The organism is Halomonas nitroreducens, assembly GCF_003966155.1.
In the GTDB taxonomy this organism is placed as follows: domain Bacteria; phylum Pseudomonadota; class Gammaproteobacteria; order Pseudomonadales; family Halomonadaceae; genus Halomonas; species Halomonas nitroreducens.
On sequence record NZ_RXNS01000001.1, the window covers coordinates 280,577 to 295,987 of the forward strand.

Annotated in this window: 18 protein-coding genes; 8 read left to right on the top strand and 10 right to left on the bottom strand. The window is 70.8% G+C overall.

Annotation, left to right across the window (positions count from 1 at the left end):
• Positions 1-3: 3 nt before the first annotated feature.
• Positions 4-687 (bottom strand): DUF3047 domain-containing protein, encoded by a 684-nt coding sequence (locus tag EKG36_RS01155; protein WP_126480150.1) that lies wholly within the window; start codon positions 685-687, stop codon positions 4-6.
• Positions 688-833: 146 nt separating this feature from the next.
• Between EKG36_RS01155 and EKG36_RS01160 the strand changes: the two genes are divergently transcribed.
• The 3 genes from EKG36_RS01160 to EKG36_RS01170 all read left to right on the top strand — a co-directional run bounded on the left by EKG36_RS01160 (position 834) and on the right by EKG36_RS01170 (position 3,275).
• On the top strand, positions 834-1,313 hold the full coding sequence (locus EKG36_RS01160; protein ID WP_221766023.1) for a DUF302 domain-containing protein: 480 nt from the start codon (positions 834-836) through the stop codon (positions 1,311-1,313).
• Positions 1,314-1,641: 328 nt separating this feature from the next.
• Positions 1,642-1,830 carry a hypothetical protein gene (locus EKG36_RS01165; protein WP_126480152.1) on the top strand — a complete coding sequence of 63 codons (189 nt, stop codon included), beginning with the start codon at positions 1,642-1,644 and terminating at the stop codon, positions 1,828-1,830.
• A gap of 122 nt (positions 1,831-1,952) precedes the next feature.
• On the top strand, positions 1,953-3,275 hold the full coding sequence (locus tag EKG36_RS01170) for a DcaP family trimeric outer membrane transporter (protein ID WP_221766024.1): 1,323 nt from the start codon (positions 1,953-1,955) through the stop codon (positions 3,273-3,275).
• Positions 3,276-3,334: 59 nt separating this feature from the next.
• On the opposite strand, the gene EKG36_RS01175 is transcribed toward EKG36_RS01170, so the two are convergent.
• Genes EKG36_RS01175 through EKG36_RS01190 form a run of 4 tightly spaced genes read right to left on the bottom strand, consistent with a single transcriptional unit; the run spans position 3,335 to position 5,479 of the window.
• Entirely contained in the window at positions 3,335-3,568 is a 234-nt protein-coding gene (locus tag EKG36_RS01175) for a zf-HC2 domain-containing protein (protein ID WP_126480154.1), read from the bottom strand.
• Entirely contained in the window at positions 3,565-4,149 is a 585-nt protein-coding gene (locus EKG36_RS01180; RefSeq protein ID WP_126480156.1) for a sigma-70 family RNA polymerase sigma factor, read from the bottom strand. The genes EKG36_RS01175 and EKG36_RS01180 overlap by 4 nt, the downstream gene beginning before the upstream one ends.
• A 12-nt stretch (positions 4,150-4,161) precedes the next feature.
• Positions 4,162-4,758: a TIGR04282 family arsenosugar biosynthesis glycosyltransferase gene (locus EKG36_RS01185; RefSeq protein ID WP_246007398.1), complete on the bottom strand. Its 597-nt coding sequence runs from the start codon at positions 4,756-4,758 to the stop codon at positions 4,162-4,164.
• A gap of 22 nt (positions 4,759-4,780) precedes the next feature.
• On the bottom strand, positions 4,781-5,479 hold the full coding sequence (locus tag EKG36_RS01190) for a TIGR04283 family arsenosugar biosynthesis glycosyltransferase (protein ID WP_126480158.1): 699 nt from the start codon (positions 5,477-5,479) through the stop codon (positions 4,781-4,783).
• Between the two features lie 150 nt (positions 5,480-5,629).
• Here EKG36_RS01190 and EKG36_RS01195 point away from each other — a divergent pair, with 150 nt between their 5' ends.
• Genes EKG36_RS01195 through EKG36_RS01205 form a run of 3 tightly spaced genes read left to right on the top strand, consistent with a single transcriptional unit; the run spans position 5,630 to position 8,024 of the window.
• Complete coding sequence (locus EKG36_RS01195) at positions 5,630-6,688, top strand: DUF3179 domain-containing protein (protein ID WP_126480160.1); 1,059 nt, start codon at positions 5,630-5,632, stop codon at positions 6,686-6,688.
• A complete protein-coding gene (locus EKG36_RS01200; RefSeq protein ID WP_126480162.1) occupies positions 6,685-7,257 on the top strand; it encodes a hypothetical protein in 573 nt (190 codons plus the stop codon). Before EKG36_RS01195 ends, EKG36_RS01200 begins: the two co-directional genes overlap by 4 nt.
• Positions 7,254-8,024, top strand: coding sequence for a YiiX/YebB-like N1pC/P60 family cysteine hydrolase (locus EKG36_RS01205; protein WP_126480164.1), 771 nt, complete (start codon positions 7,254-7,256; stop codon positions 8,022-8,024). Before EKG36_RS01200 ends, EKG36_RS01205 begins: the two co-directional genes overlap by 4 nt.
• Here the strand turns inward: EKG36_RS01205 and EKG36_RS01210 are convergent.
• The 5 genes from EKG36_RS01210 to EKG36_RS01230 all read right to left on the bottom strand — a co-directional run bounded on the left by EKG36_RS01210 (position 8,021) and on the right by EKG36_RS01230 (position 13,427).
• Positions 8,021-8,677 (bottom strand): ATP-binding cassette domain-containing protein, encoded by a 657-nt coding sequence (locus EKG36_RS01210; RefSeq protein ID WP_126480166.1) that lies wholly within the window; start codon positions 8,675-8,677, stop codon positions 8,021-8,023. The two genes, EKG36_RS01205 and EKG36_RS01210, sit on opposite strands and share 4 nt — an antisense overlap.
• Entirely contained in the window at positions 8,674-10,368 is a 1,695-nt protein-coding gene (locus EKG36_RS01215; protein ID WP_126480168.1) for an ABC transporter permease, read from the bottom strand. The genes EKG36_RS01210 and EKG36_RS01215 overlap by 4 nt, the downstream gene beginning before the upstream one ends.
• Before the next feature lie 18 nt (positions 10,369-10,386).
• Complete coding sequence (locus tag EKG36_RS01220; RefSeq protein ID WP_185827443.1) at positions 10,387-11,622, bottom strand: ABC transporter substrate-binding protein; 1,236 nt, start codon at positions 11,620-11,622, stop codon at positions 10,387-10,389.
• Positions 11,619-12,746 (bottom strand): aminoglycoside phosphotransferase family protein, encoded by a 1,128-nt coding sequence (locus EKG36_RS01225; protein WP_185827444.1) that lies wholly within the window; start codon positions 12,744-12,746, stop codon positions 11,619-11,621. The genes EKG36_RS01220 and EKG36_RS01225 overlap by 4 nt, the downstream gene beginning before the upstream one ends.
• A gap of 276 nt (positions 12,747-13,022) precedes the next feature.
• Positions 13,023-13,427, bottom strand: a complete 405-nt coding sequence (locus tag EKG36_RS01230) for a VOC family protein (RefSeq protein ID WP_126480170.1) — start codon at positions 13,425-13,427, stop codon at positions 13,023-13,025.
• A 91-nt stretch (positions 13,428-13,518) separates the two neighbouring features.
• Here EKG36_RS01230 and EKG36_RS01235 point away from each other — a divergent pair, with 91 nt between their 5' ends.
• Together EKG36_RS01235 and EKG36_RS01240 are read left to right on the top strand one after the other, a co-directional pair.
• Positions 13,519-13,833, top strand: a complete 315-nt coding sequence (locus EKG36_RS01235) for a putative quinol monooxygenase (RefSeq protein ID WP_126480172.1) — start codon at positions 13,519-13,521, stop codon at positions 13,831-13,833.
• A gap of 57 nt (positions 13,834-13,890) precedes the next feature.
• The gene (locus EKG36_RS01240) at positions 13,891-15,375 is read left to right on the top strand and encodes an NfeD family protein (protein ID WP_126480174.1); all 1,485 of its coding nucleotides are present in this window, start codon (positions 13,891-13,893) and stop codon (positions 15,373-15,375) included.
• The last annotated feature ends 36 nt before the right edge of the window (positions 15,376-15,411 follow it).

Sequence of the window (15,411 nt, forward strand, 5' to 3'; positions counted from 1 at the left end):
GCGTCAGGAGGGACACTCCAGGGGCGTGGCATCCGCCGAGAGGACCATCCGGCTGAACCAGGCACGGGCATCGCCTCCGGCATTGTCGCCGTCGGTCATCAGGGCCACGCCGTCGATGGTCGCCGGGGTGGCGCCGAACAGGCGGCGATAGTCCGCACGCACGTCACGGACCTCGGCGACCCACTCGCCCACCCGGGCGCTTCCCCCCTGCAGGGCAAGCAGGTGGGCACGGTCGGTGAAGGCGTTCGGCCAGTCGCTGCCGGCGGCCTGGGTCGACGACCACACATAGTTCACCGACTGCACCTGCCAGGGCAGCAGGCCGGTGCGCCGGGCTACATAGACCCGTGCCGGGTAGTCGTCGCCGTCCTTGGTGGTCTCGTCGAGGCCGGGATAGATCCCCGAGACCCGCCAGCACCACTTCAGGTAGGGGGTGGCGGTCAGGTCGATCCGCCGCTCCAGGTACTTGGCCGAGGCCTGGCCAGCGGCCCGGGCCTGCAGCACCCGCCGGCCGTCGAGGTCCACCAGCCGGTAGTCGGTGTGACCGGCGAAGGAGCGGGTCGGCCAGCCGAGGATGTCGCGGGGCGAGAATGCCAGCTCGGCGGCCGCCGAGGCGCTTGCCAGGCCGAGGAGCAGGGCGGCCAGCAGGGGCAATGCCAGGCGTGGTGGCGGCGCGGGACGGTGACGCATGGGATCTCCTTGAGGAGGGAGAGTGGGCGGCGGCAATGCAGGACCTGGGTCGTGGCGCCCGGGCATTCCTTACCGGCAACCGGGATGACTTGACCTGCCGCCGGGTGTCGCCAAGGATGAGGACTCCACCAACGGGAGGGAATTCCATGAGGCATGTGACGTGGCCGCTGGCCCTGCTGGGGCTGGCGATGGGGGTGACCCTCGGCGCCGCCGCCGATGACACCCGCGAGACATCGCCGCACGGCATCCTCCACAGGCTGAGCCAGGATGACATCGCCCGGGTCGACAGTCGCCTCCGCGAGGCCCTGGAGGCCCGCGGCATGCGCCTGATGACCGTGGTCGACCATGCAGCGAATGCCGCGGGGGTCGATCTCGAGCTGCCCGAGACACGCACCTTCGTCTTCGGCAACCCTGCCGTGGGCACCCCCATGATGCAATGCCAGGGCAGCCTGGCCCTGGACCTGCCCCAGAAGATGCTGCTGCGCGAGACCGATGGCGGCACCCGCATCGAATGGAACGATCCCCGGTACCTGGCCCGGCGCCATGACCTCGAGGCCTGCGACCTGCCGCTGGATAAGGTGGCAGGAGCGCTGTCTGCCATCGCCGAGGCCGCCGCCACCGACTAGCCCCTCGTGCCCCAGCATCTCCCCCCGGGCGCCTGCCTGTAAGGGTGTGGCCCGGCTTGCCGACCAAGCCTGGCAAGCTGACGTTCGTTGCGATTGTCGGCGCCTCGTCGCCGGGGGAGGTGGAAGGTGCGACACCCGTTCCTTCGCGGGCTCATGGGCTTGCTGCTCGGGATGATGCTCGGCAGCGCCGACGCCCAGGACCTGACTCCGCTGACGCCCGGTCTCTCCGATACCTTCCTGGTTCCGCAGGGCGTGCATCGCTTCTCCCTTCGTATCGAGTCACCCGCGACCCTGCGGCTTCAGGGACGGAACTGGGCGTTTACCGCCAGTGATCAGTGGACGCCTGCTCGATGGCGAGGCGCGTCCGCTGGGGGCCTCCCTTCCTGGCGAGGGAGGTTTTCAACTCGTTGCTGAGGTCTCCCCGGGGGACTACCTGCTCGAGTTCGAGGGGGCCACCTTCGGTACCCGCAGCGAACTCGAGACGTCGCGTTATCAGATCCTGATGATCCTGGAGTAAGCCGGGCCCGTATCGGGCGACAAAAGAGGAAGGGCGTGACGCCCCGAGTTCGGTGTTGAGCTAAGTTAACTATGGCCTCCTTCGGGAAGGCTGTTCAATAACCATAACAAGAGGTGACTCTCATGGATCATTCACGCAGCTCGCGGCTCCCTGCGGTCTGGGCGTTGTCCCTGGGGCTTGGCGGGGGATTGTCGGTGGTGGCACAACCCGGCCTGGCCGACCAGGCCACTCTGGAGGAACTGCGCGCCCAGATGCAGCAGATGCAGCGCCAGATCGAGCGACTCGAGCGCGAACAGCGGCAGTCGGCGCAGCAACGCGAGGTCGCCGCCGGCGTGCCGGCCGATGTGGTGACCGGCGGGGACATGCCGGGCAGCTTCAAGGTGCCGGGCAGCGAGACCTCGGTGCAGATCGGTGGCTATGTGAAGTTCGACGCCATCTACGACCTGGACCAGGACCTCGGCGACACCCTGTTCGTCGATGGCCTGGACGCCTCGGACGATTCGGGCGATCCCTCCTTCCGCTCCCACGCCCGCCAGTCCCGGTTGTATATCAAGACCTCGACGCCCACCGCCCTCGGGGCGGCCACCACGCACATCGAGGGGGACTTCTTCGGTGGCGGGGGCAACGAAGTCTTCTCCAACTCCCGCGGTTTCCGGCTACGTCACGCCTATGGCGAGCTTGCCGGACTGCTGGCCGGTCAGACCTGGTCGAACTTCATGCACTTCTCTGCCTATCCGACCACCGTGGACTTCGATGGCCCGGTGGGGGTGAGCTTCATTCGCCAGGCTCAGGTGCGCTATACCTTGCCGGTTGGGCCCGGGGAACTGTCCTTGGCCGCGGAGAATCCGGAAGGCACGGGCTATGCCGAGTCCCGGGACACCGCCCCGGACGTCACGGCGCGCTACAAGTGGCAGGGGGCGGCGGCCGCGGTCGAAGCGGGGGCGCTGCTGCGGCGCCTCGAGACCGACGATGCGGCCGCGTCGAGCGACGATGCCGCCACCGGCTACGGCCTGATGCTGGCCGGCAATGTCGACGTGGCCGACAGTACCCGGCTGATGGCGGGGGTTCTCTATGGTGACGGCATCGGCCGCTACATCTACACGGCCAATGGCTCCGAGGACGGGGACTCCATCGGCGCGGCCTATATCGATCCCGACGGCAGCCTGGAGACCATCGAGGCCTACGGCTTCAATACCGCCGTCGTACAGGAGTGGACGCCGGCCTTCACCTCGAGCCTGTCCTATGGCCTGGTGCGCGGCGATCGCCCGGAGGACATCTTCCCGACCTCGACCCGGACCCTGCAGAGCATCCACTTCAGCCATTTCTACCAGTGGAGCGACCCGGTGACGCTGGGCTTCGAGGTCTCGCATGCCTACAAGGAACTGCAGAACCGCGACGATGCGGACAATACTCGACTGCAGTTCTCCGCCCAGTACAGCTTCTGACAGGCCATGGCAACGGGACGGGGCGCCACCCGGTGGCGCCCCGCCATCAAGGGGGCGGTTCAGCGGCCGGGCGAGCCGGGATCGTCGTCGCTCTGCTCGTGCCTCTCTCCGTCGTCTTCCGACGTGGGCTCGTAGTGGCGGCCCACCTGGTGCAGCAGCTCGAATTGCCGGTCGCAGTTGCGGCAGGCGCCACACATCGCCAGGTGCAGGCGCAGCGACAGGCGCTCCTGGAAGGTCAGGGGGCGGTCCCGTTTCAGCGACATCAGGCGTGTCGCCTGCTTGCACATCATCATGCCGATTCCTCCAGCCAGCCGCGCTCGATACAGGCACGCAGCCGCAGCCGTGCCCGGTGGAGCATCACCCAGCAGTTGTTCTCCTTGATGCCGACCTCCTGGCAGATATCGCCGGTGGACAAGCCCATCAGCTCGCGAAGCGAGAAGACCCGGGCGAGGTTGTCCGGCAGGCCGATCATGCAGGCGTCGAAGACCTGCCAGAAGTACTCGTTCTCGAAGGTTGCCTCCGGCTCGCCCCAGCTCGATGGCCGGGCGGATTCCTGCCAGCGGCCGTTGCGCTGGAACTGGCGGTCGATGGCCTCGTCATCGGTCTCGTCTTCCAGCGGCTGCCACTTGCCCTGGCGCCTCTGGGCCCGCATGGCGTCGAGGATCTTGTACTTGAGGATACCGAACACCCAGGTCTCGTAGCCGGAGCGACCGGCGAAGGCCTCGGGCTTCTCGATGGCCGCGACCAGGGCCTCCTGCACGGCGTCCTCGGCCTGGGCGGCATCGCGAAGGTGCATCAGGGCGAAGGCCACCAGGCGTGGCCTGACGGCCGCCAGGCGGCGGTGGCGATCATCGTCGGCGCTGTTCGGGGTCACATGGCCTCCTTGTCAATCCGTGAATGCGTCGAGGGCGGCGAGCCGCCCCAGGTCCTCTGGACGGTCAACATCCCATACCTCGGCCGGGCAGGCCAGTCGCCATCCCAACGCTCGGGCCCGTTGCCGGGTCTGGGCCATGACTCGGGGCCCACCCCAGTCGATGCCGCGAAACAACTCGAGGTGGCTCTCGCGCACGCCGACCAGGGCGTAGCCGCCGTCCTCGGCGGGCAGGCAGACCGCCTCCGCCGTTTCCAGGGCCGCCTGGCATTGCCCCAGCAGGGCGGGGGTCAGCACCGGACAGTCGCTGCCCACCAGCAGGCCGGGGCCGCCCAGGACGACCAGGGCATGGTGCATGCGTGCGCCCAGGTCGCCCTCGGGCTGGGCGGCCAGGCGGATCCCATGGTCCTCGGCGAGCGCCAGGAACAGGGGGTGGGCAGGGTCCAGAGCCGTCCACAGGGTGATCCGCTCGGGGCGCGTCGCCGCCAGCGCCATGGCCAGCGTATGACGCAGCAGCCGGACATGCAGGGCCGCCGCGCCGGCCGCGCCCAGCGCGGGGATCAGCCGCGTCTTGACGCGGCCGGGCAAGGGGGCCTTGGCGAGAATCGCCAATCGCGGGCTCCCCGCCCCGGCGTCAGCGGACATCATGGTAGTGCCTGGCCAGTCGCGCGGGAGGAGTGCCACACCAGTAGCGATAGCGCAGCCACCACATCAGCAGGATGGTTCGCCAGGCGCCCTGGCGGGCCCAGCGTCGCCCGTCGCTGACCACCGGGCCCGGCAGGCACGCCGGGCGCGACAGCTGCTTCAGGCGCCGGGACATCTCGATATCCTCCATCAGCGGCTGGTCGGGGAAGCCGCCCACGGTGTCGAAGGCCTCGCGGGTCATGAACAGCGCCTGGTCGCCGGTGGCGATACCGGTGAGCCGCGAGCGCAGGGTCATGGCTCGGGCGATCACCGGCAGCAGACGGTGGCGCCCGGCCAGGCGGATATCGAAACGCCCCCAGTGGTGTCGTCCGGCCAGGGCCGCGGCGATGTGCCGGTCGGCGTCGGGCGGCAGGCGCGTGTCGGCATGCAGGAACAGCAGCCGTCGGGCCCGGGCCAGCCGGGCCCCGGCATTCATCTGGCGAGCCCGGCCGGGCGCGACGACGGCGACCCGCGTGGCCAGGGGGCCGGCCAGCTCGGCGGTGGCGTCCCGGCTGTCGCCGTCGACCACGATCACCTCGGCGCCGCGCTCGCGATACGCGCGCAGCGCGTCGAGGGTTGCCGCGATCGTGCCGGCCTCGTCCAGGGTCGGCACGATGATGGACAGGGGGGGCGCGTGTGGGTCATGCACGGTCGGTGTCCTGGTGACGTCCTTGAGCAGGCGTTCCTGGGGCGGCGGGCCTGTCCCTACCTTACCGCGATCGCGGGCCCGTGTAAGTCCCGGCGCGAATCGGCGACGAAACCCAGAGGCGGTTCATGCGCCGGAGGGGGAGGAACGCACATGATGGCACGTGCCGTGTTGACCGTGATCCTGGGCCTGTCCCTGTGTCTGGTCGGGCCGGCGGCATCGCCGCTGGCCCGGGCGGCAGCACCGCCGACGGTCCTCGAGCCCGAGGTGCCGCTGGCACATTCCCTGGCGGCCTTTCGGCAGGCGGTGCGACCCGGCGGGCCGGGCAAGGACGGCATTCCCGCCATCGACCGGCCACGTTTCGAGTCGGTCGCCGAAGCCGATGCCTGGCTGGCCCCGGGCGACCGGGTGATCGGCCTCCAGCGGGACGGCGAGGCCCGGGCCTATCCTCAACGGATCCTGGTCTGGCACGAGATCGTCAACGACGTGGTGGCCGGGACGCCGCTCAGCGTCACCTACTGCCCGCTGACCGGCTCGGCGCTGGGCTTCCGACGAGGCGACGGCACCTTCGGCGTCTCCGGGCGCCTGGTCAACAGCAACCTCGTGATGTACGACCGGGCCACCGACAGCGAGTGGCCACAGCTGCTGGGCGTGGCCATCGACGGCTCCCAGGCCGGACGGGGGCTGGTCGCCGAGCGGCTGGTCTGGACCACCTGGGGGGCCTGGAAGGCCCGCCATCCCGGGACCCGGGTGCTGAGCCGCGACACCGGCTATGTGCGCAACTACCGCCGCGACCCCTATGGCGGCTACAACCCGCGCCGCGGCTACTACCTGCCGGACAGCGGCCGGCTGTTCCCGGTGATGGCCGAGGATGCCCGACTGCCGCCCAAGGCCATGGTGCTGGCCTTCCGCGAGGCCGGAGGCGCCGCCGCCGTCAGCCTGCCGGCGCTGCGCGAGGCCGGGATGGTGCGCCTGACCCTCGGGGAGCGGGCCTATGTGGTCATCCATGACCCCGGGCTGGATACCGGCTGGGTCTACCGCCACCCTCAGGGACAGGATATCGATCCCGCCGCGCTGCGCTTCGGCCCGGGCGGCGCGGGCGGCCCCGGGGGCGAGGCCCTCACGTCCGTGCCGGCCTTCCAGGTCATGTGGTTCGCCTGGGCCGCCTTCCATCCCGACACCCTGCTGATCGGGGAAGGCGGGACACCGTGACCGCCCTGGCCCGGCTGCTCGCGGCGCTGTTCTCGCGGCCCGCCACCCTCGCCATGATGGCCGCGACGACCCTGGGCTATGCGCTGTTGTTCCTGTGGCTGTCCGGGGACATCGCCGGCGGCGGCCGGGGCGGCGTGCACCTGTCCCTCACCGCCTGGCAACGGATGTTCGAGTCCCGGGGGCCGCTGCGCTTCGAGCCGGTGGGGCTGGTCGAGCTGGGCCCCTGGGTGTGGACCTTCAGCCCCCTCGATACCCTGATAGCCCTGGGCCTTGGCCTGCTGCTGGGCGGCAACCTGGCCGGGCTGTGGCTGGCCCGCCGCGAACCGGCCGCCTGCCCCAGGCGTGCCCCCCGCGCCGCCGGGCTGGCGGCCCTGCCGGCGTTGCTGGCCGGCGGGGCCTGCTGTGCCCCGCTGCTGGTGGTCTGGCTGGGATTGCCGATCGCCGGGGGGCTGGCGGTCCTGGCGCCCTGGCTGATCCCGCTGGCCTGCCTGGTCCTGCTGCTGGGGCTGGTCCGCCTGGCGATCGGGCGTAACCAGCAGGGCAGCGAGGGTCGGGGAGGCGGATCATGACGGCCTGGCTGGAGCGTTGCGGCTATTGGCTGGGCTGCTGGCTGTCCTGCCCACGGCCCTGGTACCGCACGGTGCCAGCCTACGACGAGGACGTGTGCGGTTGCCTGCGCCCCGGCGATGTCCTGCTGGTCGAGGGCTCGTCCCGGCTGAGCACGGTCATCAAGTACCTGACCCAGTCCTCCTGGTCCCACGCCGCCCTCTACGTAGGCGAGCACCAGGCCCGGCGCCTGGGTGCCGAGCCCGGCCAGTGGTTCATCGAGGCCGACCTGGCCGAGGGGGTGCGCATGGTGGGCTTCGCCGCCTATCGGGGCCATACCCTGCGCATCTGTCGCCCGGTGGGCCTGTCGGCGTCGGAGATCGAGCAGCTGATCGACTTCGCCCATGCCCGGGTGGGCCATCGCTATGACCTGCGCAATATCGTCGACCTGGCCCGCTACCTGATGCCCCTGCCCCCGGTGCCGGTCACCTGGCGGCGCAGCCTGCTGGCACTCGGCAGCGGCGATCCGACCCGGGCCATCTGCTCGACCCTGCTCGCCGAGGCCTTCCAGTCGGTGCACTATCCGATCCTGCCGATCCGCGTCGCCGGCCATCGTCGACTGTTCCGACGGCGCCACTACACCCTGTTCACGCCGCGGGACTTCGATATCTCGCCCTTCTTCGAAGTCGTCAAGCCACGCCTGGTGGGCGGCTTCAGTCCCCGAGAACTGCGCTGGCTGGAGGAGGGGCCCGCGCCGCGCATTTCGGCACGGGCCGCGCCCGAGTCCTAGGCGAGCTCGATCACCCGCCCTCCCGCCGCCTCGGCATCGTCGCGGTCGTGGGTCACCATCAGGGTCGGCAGGCCCCGCGCCCGAATGCGCGCGAACACCAGGCGGCGCATCTCGTCGCGCAGGGCGGCATCGAGCTTGGAGAAGGGCTCGTCGAGCAGCATGGCCCGCGGCTCGGCCAGCAGCACCCGCATCAGGGCGACCCGGGCCCGCTGCCCGCCGGACAGGGTCGCCGGGTCGCGGTCGGCGAAGCCGGCCAGCCCGATGTCCGCCAGGGCCGCCTCGACGGCCTGCCGGCGCCGTCGGCGGCCGCCTCCGACGGGCATGCCGAAGGCCAGGTTGCCGCCCACGCTGAGGTGAGGAAACAGCAGCGGGTCCTGGAAGAGCAGCCCCAGGCGGCGCCGCTCCGGGGGCCGACGGGTCAGGTCGTCGTCCCCCAGCCGGATCCGCCCGGAGGCCTGGAACACCGGGGCCAGGAAGCCGGCGACCTGGGCCAGCAGCGTCGACTTGCCGACCCCGGAGGGGCCCATCAGGGTCAGCACCTCGCCGGGAGGGACGCGAGCATCCACGGCGACCAGCGTCTGGTCGCCGTGACGGATGATCACGTCCTCCAGGATCAGGGGGGAGGGGGCGGTCGGAAGCGTGAACTGGGTCATGTCAGTAGCTGGCGTCGATGGCGAAAGAGAAAGCGGGGCAGGCCCAGGGCCAGCGCGAAGCCCAAGGCCGGCAGGGCGAGCTGGCCCAGCGCGTAGACCGCCGTCAGGCGACGGTCGCCGCCGCTGGCCAGGCTCACCGCCTCGGTGGTCAGGGTGGCCAGCCGACCGGCGCCGAGCAGCAGGGTCGGCAGGTACTGGCCGACGCTGACCGCGAAGCCCACCGCGGCGGCCACGGCGATGGGGCCGGCCAGCATGGGCAGCCGGACCCGCCGGAAGGTGGCCGCCCGGGACGCGCCCAGGGCGGCGGCGACCTGGCCCCAGCGGGGGTCGAGCCGCCGGTAGCTCTCGGCCAGCGACAGAAACACATAGGGCAGCACGAAGAGGCTGTGGCCCAGGGTCACTGCCAGCCAGCCGGCGGCGAGGCCGAGCTGGGCCTGGAGCTGGACCAGGCCGTAGAGGAAGGCCACCGGCGGCACCAGCAGCGGCAGGTAGAGGATCAGCTGGGCCCCGGGCCGCAACGGTCGCCGTCGCAGGGTCTCGGCTTCCAGGCAGCCGACCACCAGCACCACCGACAGGGCGGTGGCGCCGAGACCGATGGAGGCGGTGTGGCGCAGCGGGCCCAGGGCCGTGTCGGCGGCCTCCCGCCAGGTCCGCAGCGTCATCGGCGAGGGCCAGGCGGCGGGAAAGGGCCAGTAGGCGGCCAGCGACCAGAGGATCAGCCCGGCCAGGCTGGCGCCCAGCAGGCCGATGGCCAGCCAGGTCAGGGTGGCTCCGAGGACCCGGCCGGTGGCCTCGCCGCGTCGCCGTCCGCCATCGATCAACCAGCCGGCCGCCAGCCGGCGCACCAGGCACTCGGCGCCCCACCAGGCGAGCAGGGCGAGGGCGGTGGCGGCGAGCTGCAGCAGGGCCCCGGCCGAGGCCAGGAAGCGCAGTGACAGGTCGGGGTCGCCGAGCCAGCGGACCACTGCCACGGCCAGGGTCGGCGGCGTCGAGGGCCCCAGGATCAGTGCCACCTCGACGGTGGAGGTGGCGAAGGCGATGACCGCGTACACCGGCAGGCGGATCAGCGGGTAGAGGCCCGGCAGCACGGCCTTGGCGAAGGCGCTGACCGGCCCGTAGCCCAGCGCGCGTGCCACCATCAGGCGCTCCCTGGCCTGGCACTGGGGCAGGGCGGCGAGGCTCATCAGCAGCAGGAAGGGCACTTCCTTGAGGACCAGGCCGGCGATCAGTGCCAGACCGCCCGGGTCGCCGGGGAAGAGGTAGTCCGGCGGCTGCGTCCAGCCGGTCAGCCAGGGCGAGAACAGGCGACTGGCCAGCCCCGAGGGGGTCAGCAGGAAGGCCAGGCCGATGGCGGCGGCGGCATGGGGCACGGCCAGCAGCGGCGAGAGCAGGCGCCTGACCACCCGGAACAGCGGCGTCTCGAGGAAGGCCGCCAGGAACAGCAGCACGATGGCCAGGGCCAGCAGGGTGCTGGCGAGCCCGGTGACCAGACTCAGGCGCAGCATGTCCGCGAGTCCCGGCGCCTGCCACAGTGCCTGCCAGTGGGCCAGCGTCCAGGTCCGGCCGCCCAGCGCCGGCAGCCAGCCGAAGGCCGGCGCCACCACCCCCACCAGGCCGGCGGCCACGGGCAGCACCAGCAGCAGGATGGTCAGGCGGGGGAGCAGGCGAACCCCGAGGGTGAATCCCGACATCAGCGTCCCGCCCGGCCGTCAGCCCTCGGCATAGCGCGCGAGCCAGGCCGCCTCCAGGGCCTCCATCCAGCTGGGGTGGGGCTCGGGCAGGAGCTTCTCCAGGGCCTGAGGTGGCAGGCGTGCCGGGTTGCCGTCCTCCCCGGTGAAGAGGGCCCGGGCGGCGGCATCGAGCCGATCCATGTCGAGCACCGTGGGATCGCCCCAGACCGCGATGTCCTGCTTGCGGGCCTGGGCCTCGGGGGAGAGCAGGAAGTTGGCCAGCACCATGGCGCCGGCCTTGTGCCGGGCATTGAAGGGGATCGCCACGAAGTGGACATTGCCCAGGGTGCCGCCATCCAGCACGTAGCTGCGGGTGCTGGGGGGCAGCTGATAGTCGGCCACCGCCGCGGCGGGCTCTGAGGGGTTGAAGGTAAAGGCCAGGGACAGTTCGCCGTCGCCCATCAGCTGCTTGAGCTCTGGGCCGCTGGTCGGAAAGTGGCGGCCCTGGCGCCACAGGTGCGGATGCAGGGCATCCAGGTAGTCCCATAGCGGGGCGGTCACCGCCGCCACGTCGTGGTCGGTGGCCGGCTCGGCGAGCACCGTCGGGTCCTCGACCAGCTCGAGCAGCGCCTGCTTGAGGAAGGTGCTGCCCAGGAAGTCCGGCACCAGGGGATAGGTGAAGCGACCGGGGTGGGACTTGGCCCAGTCGAGCAACGCCTGCATGTCGCGCGGTGGCTCGTCGACCCGGGCGGCATCGTAATAGAAGGTCAACTGGGCCTTGCCCCAGGGCGCTTCAAAGCCCTCGGTGGGCAGGGTGAAGTCGGTGAGCATCTCGGGGTTGTCGTCAGGCGCGGTCAGCGAGAAGTTGGGCAGCCTCTGGGCAAAGGGGCCGAACAGCAGGTCATGGCGCTTCATGGCGGCGAAGTTCTCGCCGTTGATCCACACCAGGTCGATGGCGCCTTCGGCGAGGTTGCCCGCCGACTTCTCGGCAATCACCCGGGAGACCGCCGCTGCGGTGTCGTCGAGCTTGACGTGGATCACCTCCACGCCATGGCGCTGGGCCACCCGCCCGGCCACCCAGGCGATGTAGCGGTTGGTGGCGGCATCCCCGCCCCAGGCGTTCCAGTAGACGGTCTGCCCTCGGGCCCGGGTCTCGATGTCGCCCCAGTCCTCGGGCAGGGCCGTCTCGGCGGCCGCCGAGACGGCCAGCGAGAAGGTCAGCGGTATCGCCAGCAGCAGGGGGAGCACGCGTCGGGCCAGGTTACGAAGGGTCATGGCGATGGTCCTGTATGGCGGGGGAGGCTGGTGAACTGGGCCGCCAGGGCGTCGAGCTCGTCGCGGCCGCGGCGCAGCGTGGCCGGCGCCAGGTAGTGATCGACCCGGTCGCGCACATGGGCGACCAGGGTGTCCGCGCTGAGCGCGGCGGACCAGTCCTCGCCGTCCGCGGCGTCTCGGGGACGCTGTCCCTGGGCGACGCGCCACTTGGCGCACCAGGTCAGCGACCATAGCCACATGGCGCGGCGGCAGGCCAGCAGGGCGTCCGGGGGATGGTCGGCAGCGGCCGGTCCCATGGCCTCGCGCCAGTCGGCATAGAAGTCGGCGACCTGGTCGCGGCTCAACGTGGCCCGGCTGGCGCGGTCCCAGGTGGTGGAGGTGTAGAGGCTGGCATGGGCCAGGTCGAAGCCCGGCAGGCCATAGCGGCACTTCTCCAGATCGACCAGCACCGCGCGGCCGCGGGCATCGACCAGGAAGTTGCCGGGGTGGGCATCGAAGCTGATCAGCCTGGCCATGTGTGCGGCCCCCGGCAGCCGCTCGGGGAGCGCGTCGAGCTGTGCCGCGATCAGTCGCCTCGCCTCGGCCCCGAGTCCTGCCTCGGGCAGGGCGGTGGCCTGGCCGAGCACCTCCTCGCGCATCGCCCGCCAGGGATCGGCGGGCGCCAGCAAGGGCGCGCGCTCCGTCGCCGACGGGCAGGGCAGCCGATGCAGGCCGGCCAGGCTGTGCGCGATGGTCGGCAGATCCTCGGGCAGCCGCGCCGGACGGCCGGCGATGGCCTCGACCAGCAGGGCGCCCCGGGGCAGGTCCTCGTCCGGCGGCAGGCTGCCGTGCAGGGCCGGGGCATGGCCGCCGGCGGCAGCCCGCGCAAAGCAGGCCGCTTGATAGGCCAGGTTGGCCGTGGCCGGCAAGCCCATCTGGCTCTGCTTGGGGATGCGCGCCACCCAATCGCCGTCCGCGCGGTGCAGCCAGACATGCCAGTGGGCGAGGCCGGTATCGGCCAGCGTCGTGAGATCCTCGACCGCGTCGAACTGGCCGGCCCGCCTCAGGGCACGGCTCAGGCGGGTGAGCAGGGAAGGCCCGTCGCGGCAATCCGTGTCGGCCGAGGGAACTGGGGGCTCGGGCATCGGGGGTCCTTGCTGTGGGGCGTGCCTGCACTGGGTCGTGGGGGGCACGCGTTCCTTACACCGGTGGGCAGGAAGTCCCCGCCCTCGCGTCTCAGCATAGCCGCACGCGTGTGCCGGCCGGCTGCATGCCGTCAACGCCGCATCCTGTCACTGCGACGCCGGGATCGCCAGTCGTGGCACGAAAAAGGGCGCCACCTGGCCGGTGACGCCTAACGAGTCAGCATGGCGGGCATGCCGGGGAGTCGGCGGTCAGGGGCCGCCACGAGAGAACAGGGATCAGCGCAGGCGCTGGCCTGAGACGCTGGGGTGGTAGAGCGGTTGTACGGTATTGCCGTCCGGGTCCTTGCAGTAGAGGCTGCGTCCGCCGTCGGCGTGGTCGTGGGGGCCGCGCACCACCTCGACGCCCCGCTCGAGCAGATAGGCGTGCCACGCATCAACGTCCTCGCGTGAGTCGACCACGAAGCCGAAGTGGTCGAGGCGCTGGGGATCGTCACCGGTGGGCTGATGGGCCCGAGAGAGCGAGACATTGTCGTTGCCGAGCGTCAGGTAGACGAGGTCCTGGTGGGCGCGGCGCAGCACGTCCAGGCCGAGCACCTCGACATAGAAATGCTCGCAGGCCTCCAGGTCCTGGACCTGGAGGGCGATGTGGCGCATGCCGTTGAACGGTGCGGGACGTTGCATGGGACCTCCTCGTCGACGCGATGGGACTTCATGAGTATATTGGAAAATGTTTCCATAAAAACCCTTTTTCCACAACCCTCGGGAGTCCCCCATGTACTGCATCATCGTCCAGACACGTCTCAAAGCCGGTACCCGCGAACGTTTCCTCGCGGCCATGCTGCCCAATGCCGAGGCCTCGGTGCGCGACGAGCCGGGCTGCCTGGCCTTCGACGTGCTCGAGGATCGCGATACCCCGGAGCTCATCCATCTCTACGAGATCTACACTGACCAGCAAGCCCTGGCGGCTCACAAGGAAACGAGCCACTACAAGGCCAGCCGGGCGATCGTCAACGAACTGATTGCCGAGCAGGCGGTGATTCGCGCCGATGTCCTCGCGACCAACCCCGGGGCGCGACCCGGAGGCTGAACGAATCGCCCCGCCCGGCATCACAGCTTTAACCTTATGCCGAGGCGGGGAGTCATGATGTCCACCGGATCGCATGCCAGGCGCCGCGTCATCCTCTGGCTGAGCCTGACCTGCCTGCTGCTGGGGGCCCTGGCGGCATGGCAGTCCCAGGCCCAGCAGGCGCGTGACACGGCCCTGGTGATGACCCTCGACGGCGCCATCGGTCCGGCCACCAGCGACTACTTCCTGCGCGGTCTCGACCTCGCCGAGGAAGGCGACGCCGAGCTGGTGGTGGTGCAGATGGATACCCCTGGCGGGCTCGATGCCGCCATGCGCGACATGATCTCCGCCATGCTGGCCTCCGAGGTGCCGGTGGCCTTCTATGTCTCCCCCGGGGGCGCCCGGGCGGCCAGCGCCGGGACCTACCTGCTGTATGCCAGCCATGTGGCGGCCATGGCTCCCGCCACCCACCTGGGCTCGGCCACCCCCGTGCAGATCGGTGGCGGTGGCGGCCTGCCGGGCCTGGGGGAACCCGAGGAACCGGCCGACGAGGGGGGCGACGAGGCCTCGGGCGGCAAGGACCAGACCGGAGAGACGGCGAGCGGGGAGGGGGCCAGCGGCCAGCAGGATGCTAGCGCCGAGGCGCCGAGTGGCGAGCCGGGCAAGCGTCGTGGCGAGACCGCCATGGAGCGCAAGGTGCTCGAGGACGCCGTGGCCTATATCCGCTCGCTGGCCGAGCGCCACGGCCGCAACGCCGACTGGGCCGAGGCGGCCGTGCGCGAGGCCGTCAACCTCACCGCCCGGGAGGCCCTGGAACGCAATGTCATCGACGTGCTGGCCTCCGACCTCGACGACCTGCTGACACAGATCGACGGCCGCGAGGTGGTCATGGCCGACGGGACACTCACCCTGGCCACCGGCGAGCTGGTCATCGAGCGCTTCGATCCGGACTGGCGAACCCGACTGCTGGCAGTGATCACTGATCCCAACGTGGCCTACTTCCTGATGATCATCGGCTTCTACGGCCTGATCTTCGAGCTCTCCAACCCCGGCAGCCTGGTCCCCGGCACCATCGGCATCATCTGCCTGTTGCTGGCGCTCTTCGCCTTCCAGGTGCTACCCGTTAACTATGCCGGCCTGGCGTTGATCCTGGTGGGGCTGGGGCTGATCGTCGGCGAGGCCCTGATGCCCAGCTTCGGCATCCTGGGCATGGGCGGCATCGTGGCCTTCGTGATCGGATCGGTGATGCTGATGGATGCGGACACTCTGAACATCTCGCTGCCGTTGATCGGTGGCATCGCCCTGGTGGCGGCGGGGCTGATGCTGTGGGTCATGACCCGCTTCATCGGTCTGCGGCGGCGCCCGGCGCGTACCGGGCAGGAGGAGCTGCTGGGCAACGAGGCCCAGGTGCTGGAGGACTTCCAGGGCGAGGGGCACGTGCGGCTCCATGGCGAGCGCTGGAACGCGCGCAGCCGCCGACCCCTGAGCCGTGGTCAGGTGGTGCGCGTGGTCGACATCGACGGCCTCACTGTCGAGGTCGAGCCGGAGGACGGATCGTCCTGAAGGAGGCCGGTGGCGCATCGGCCCTCAACGTCGAGG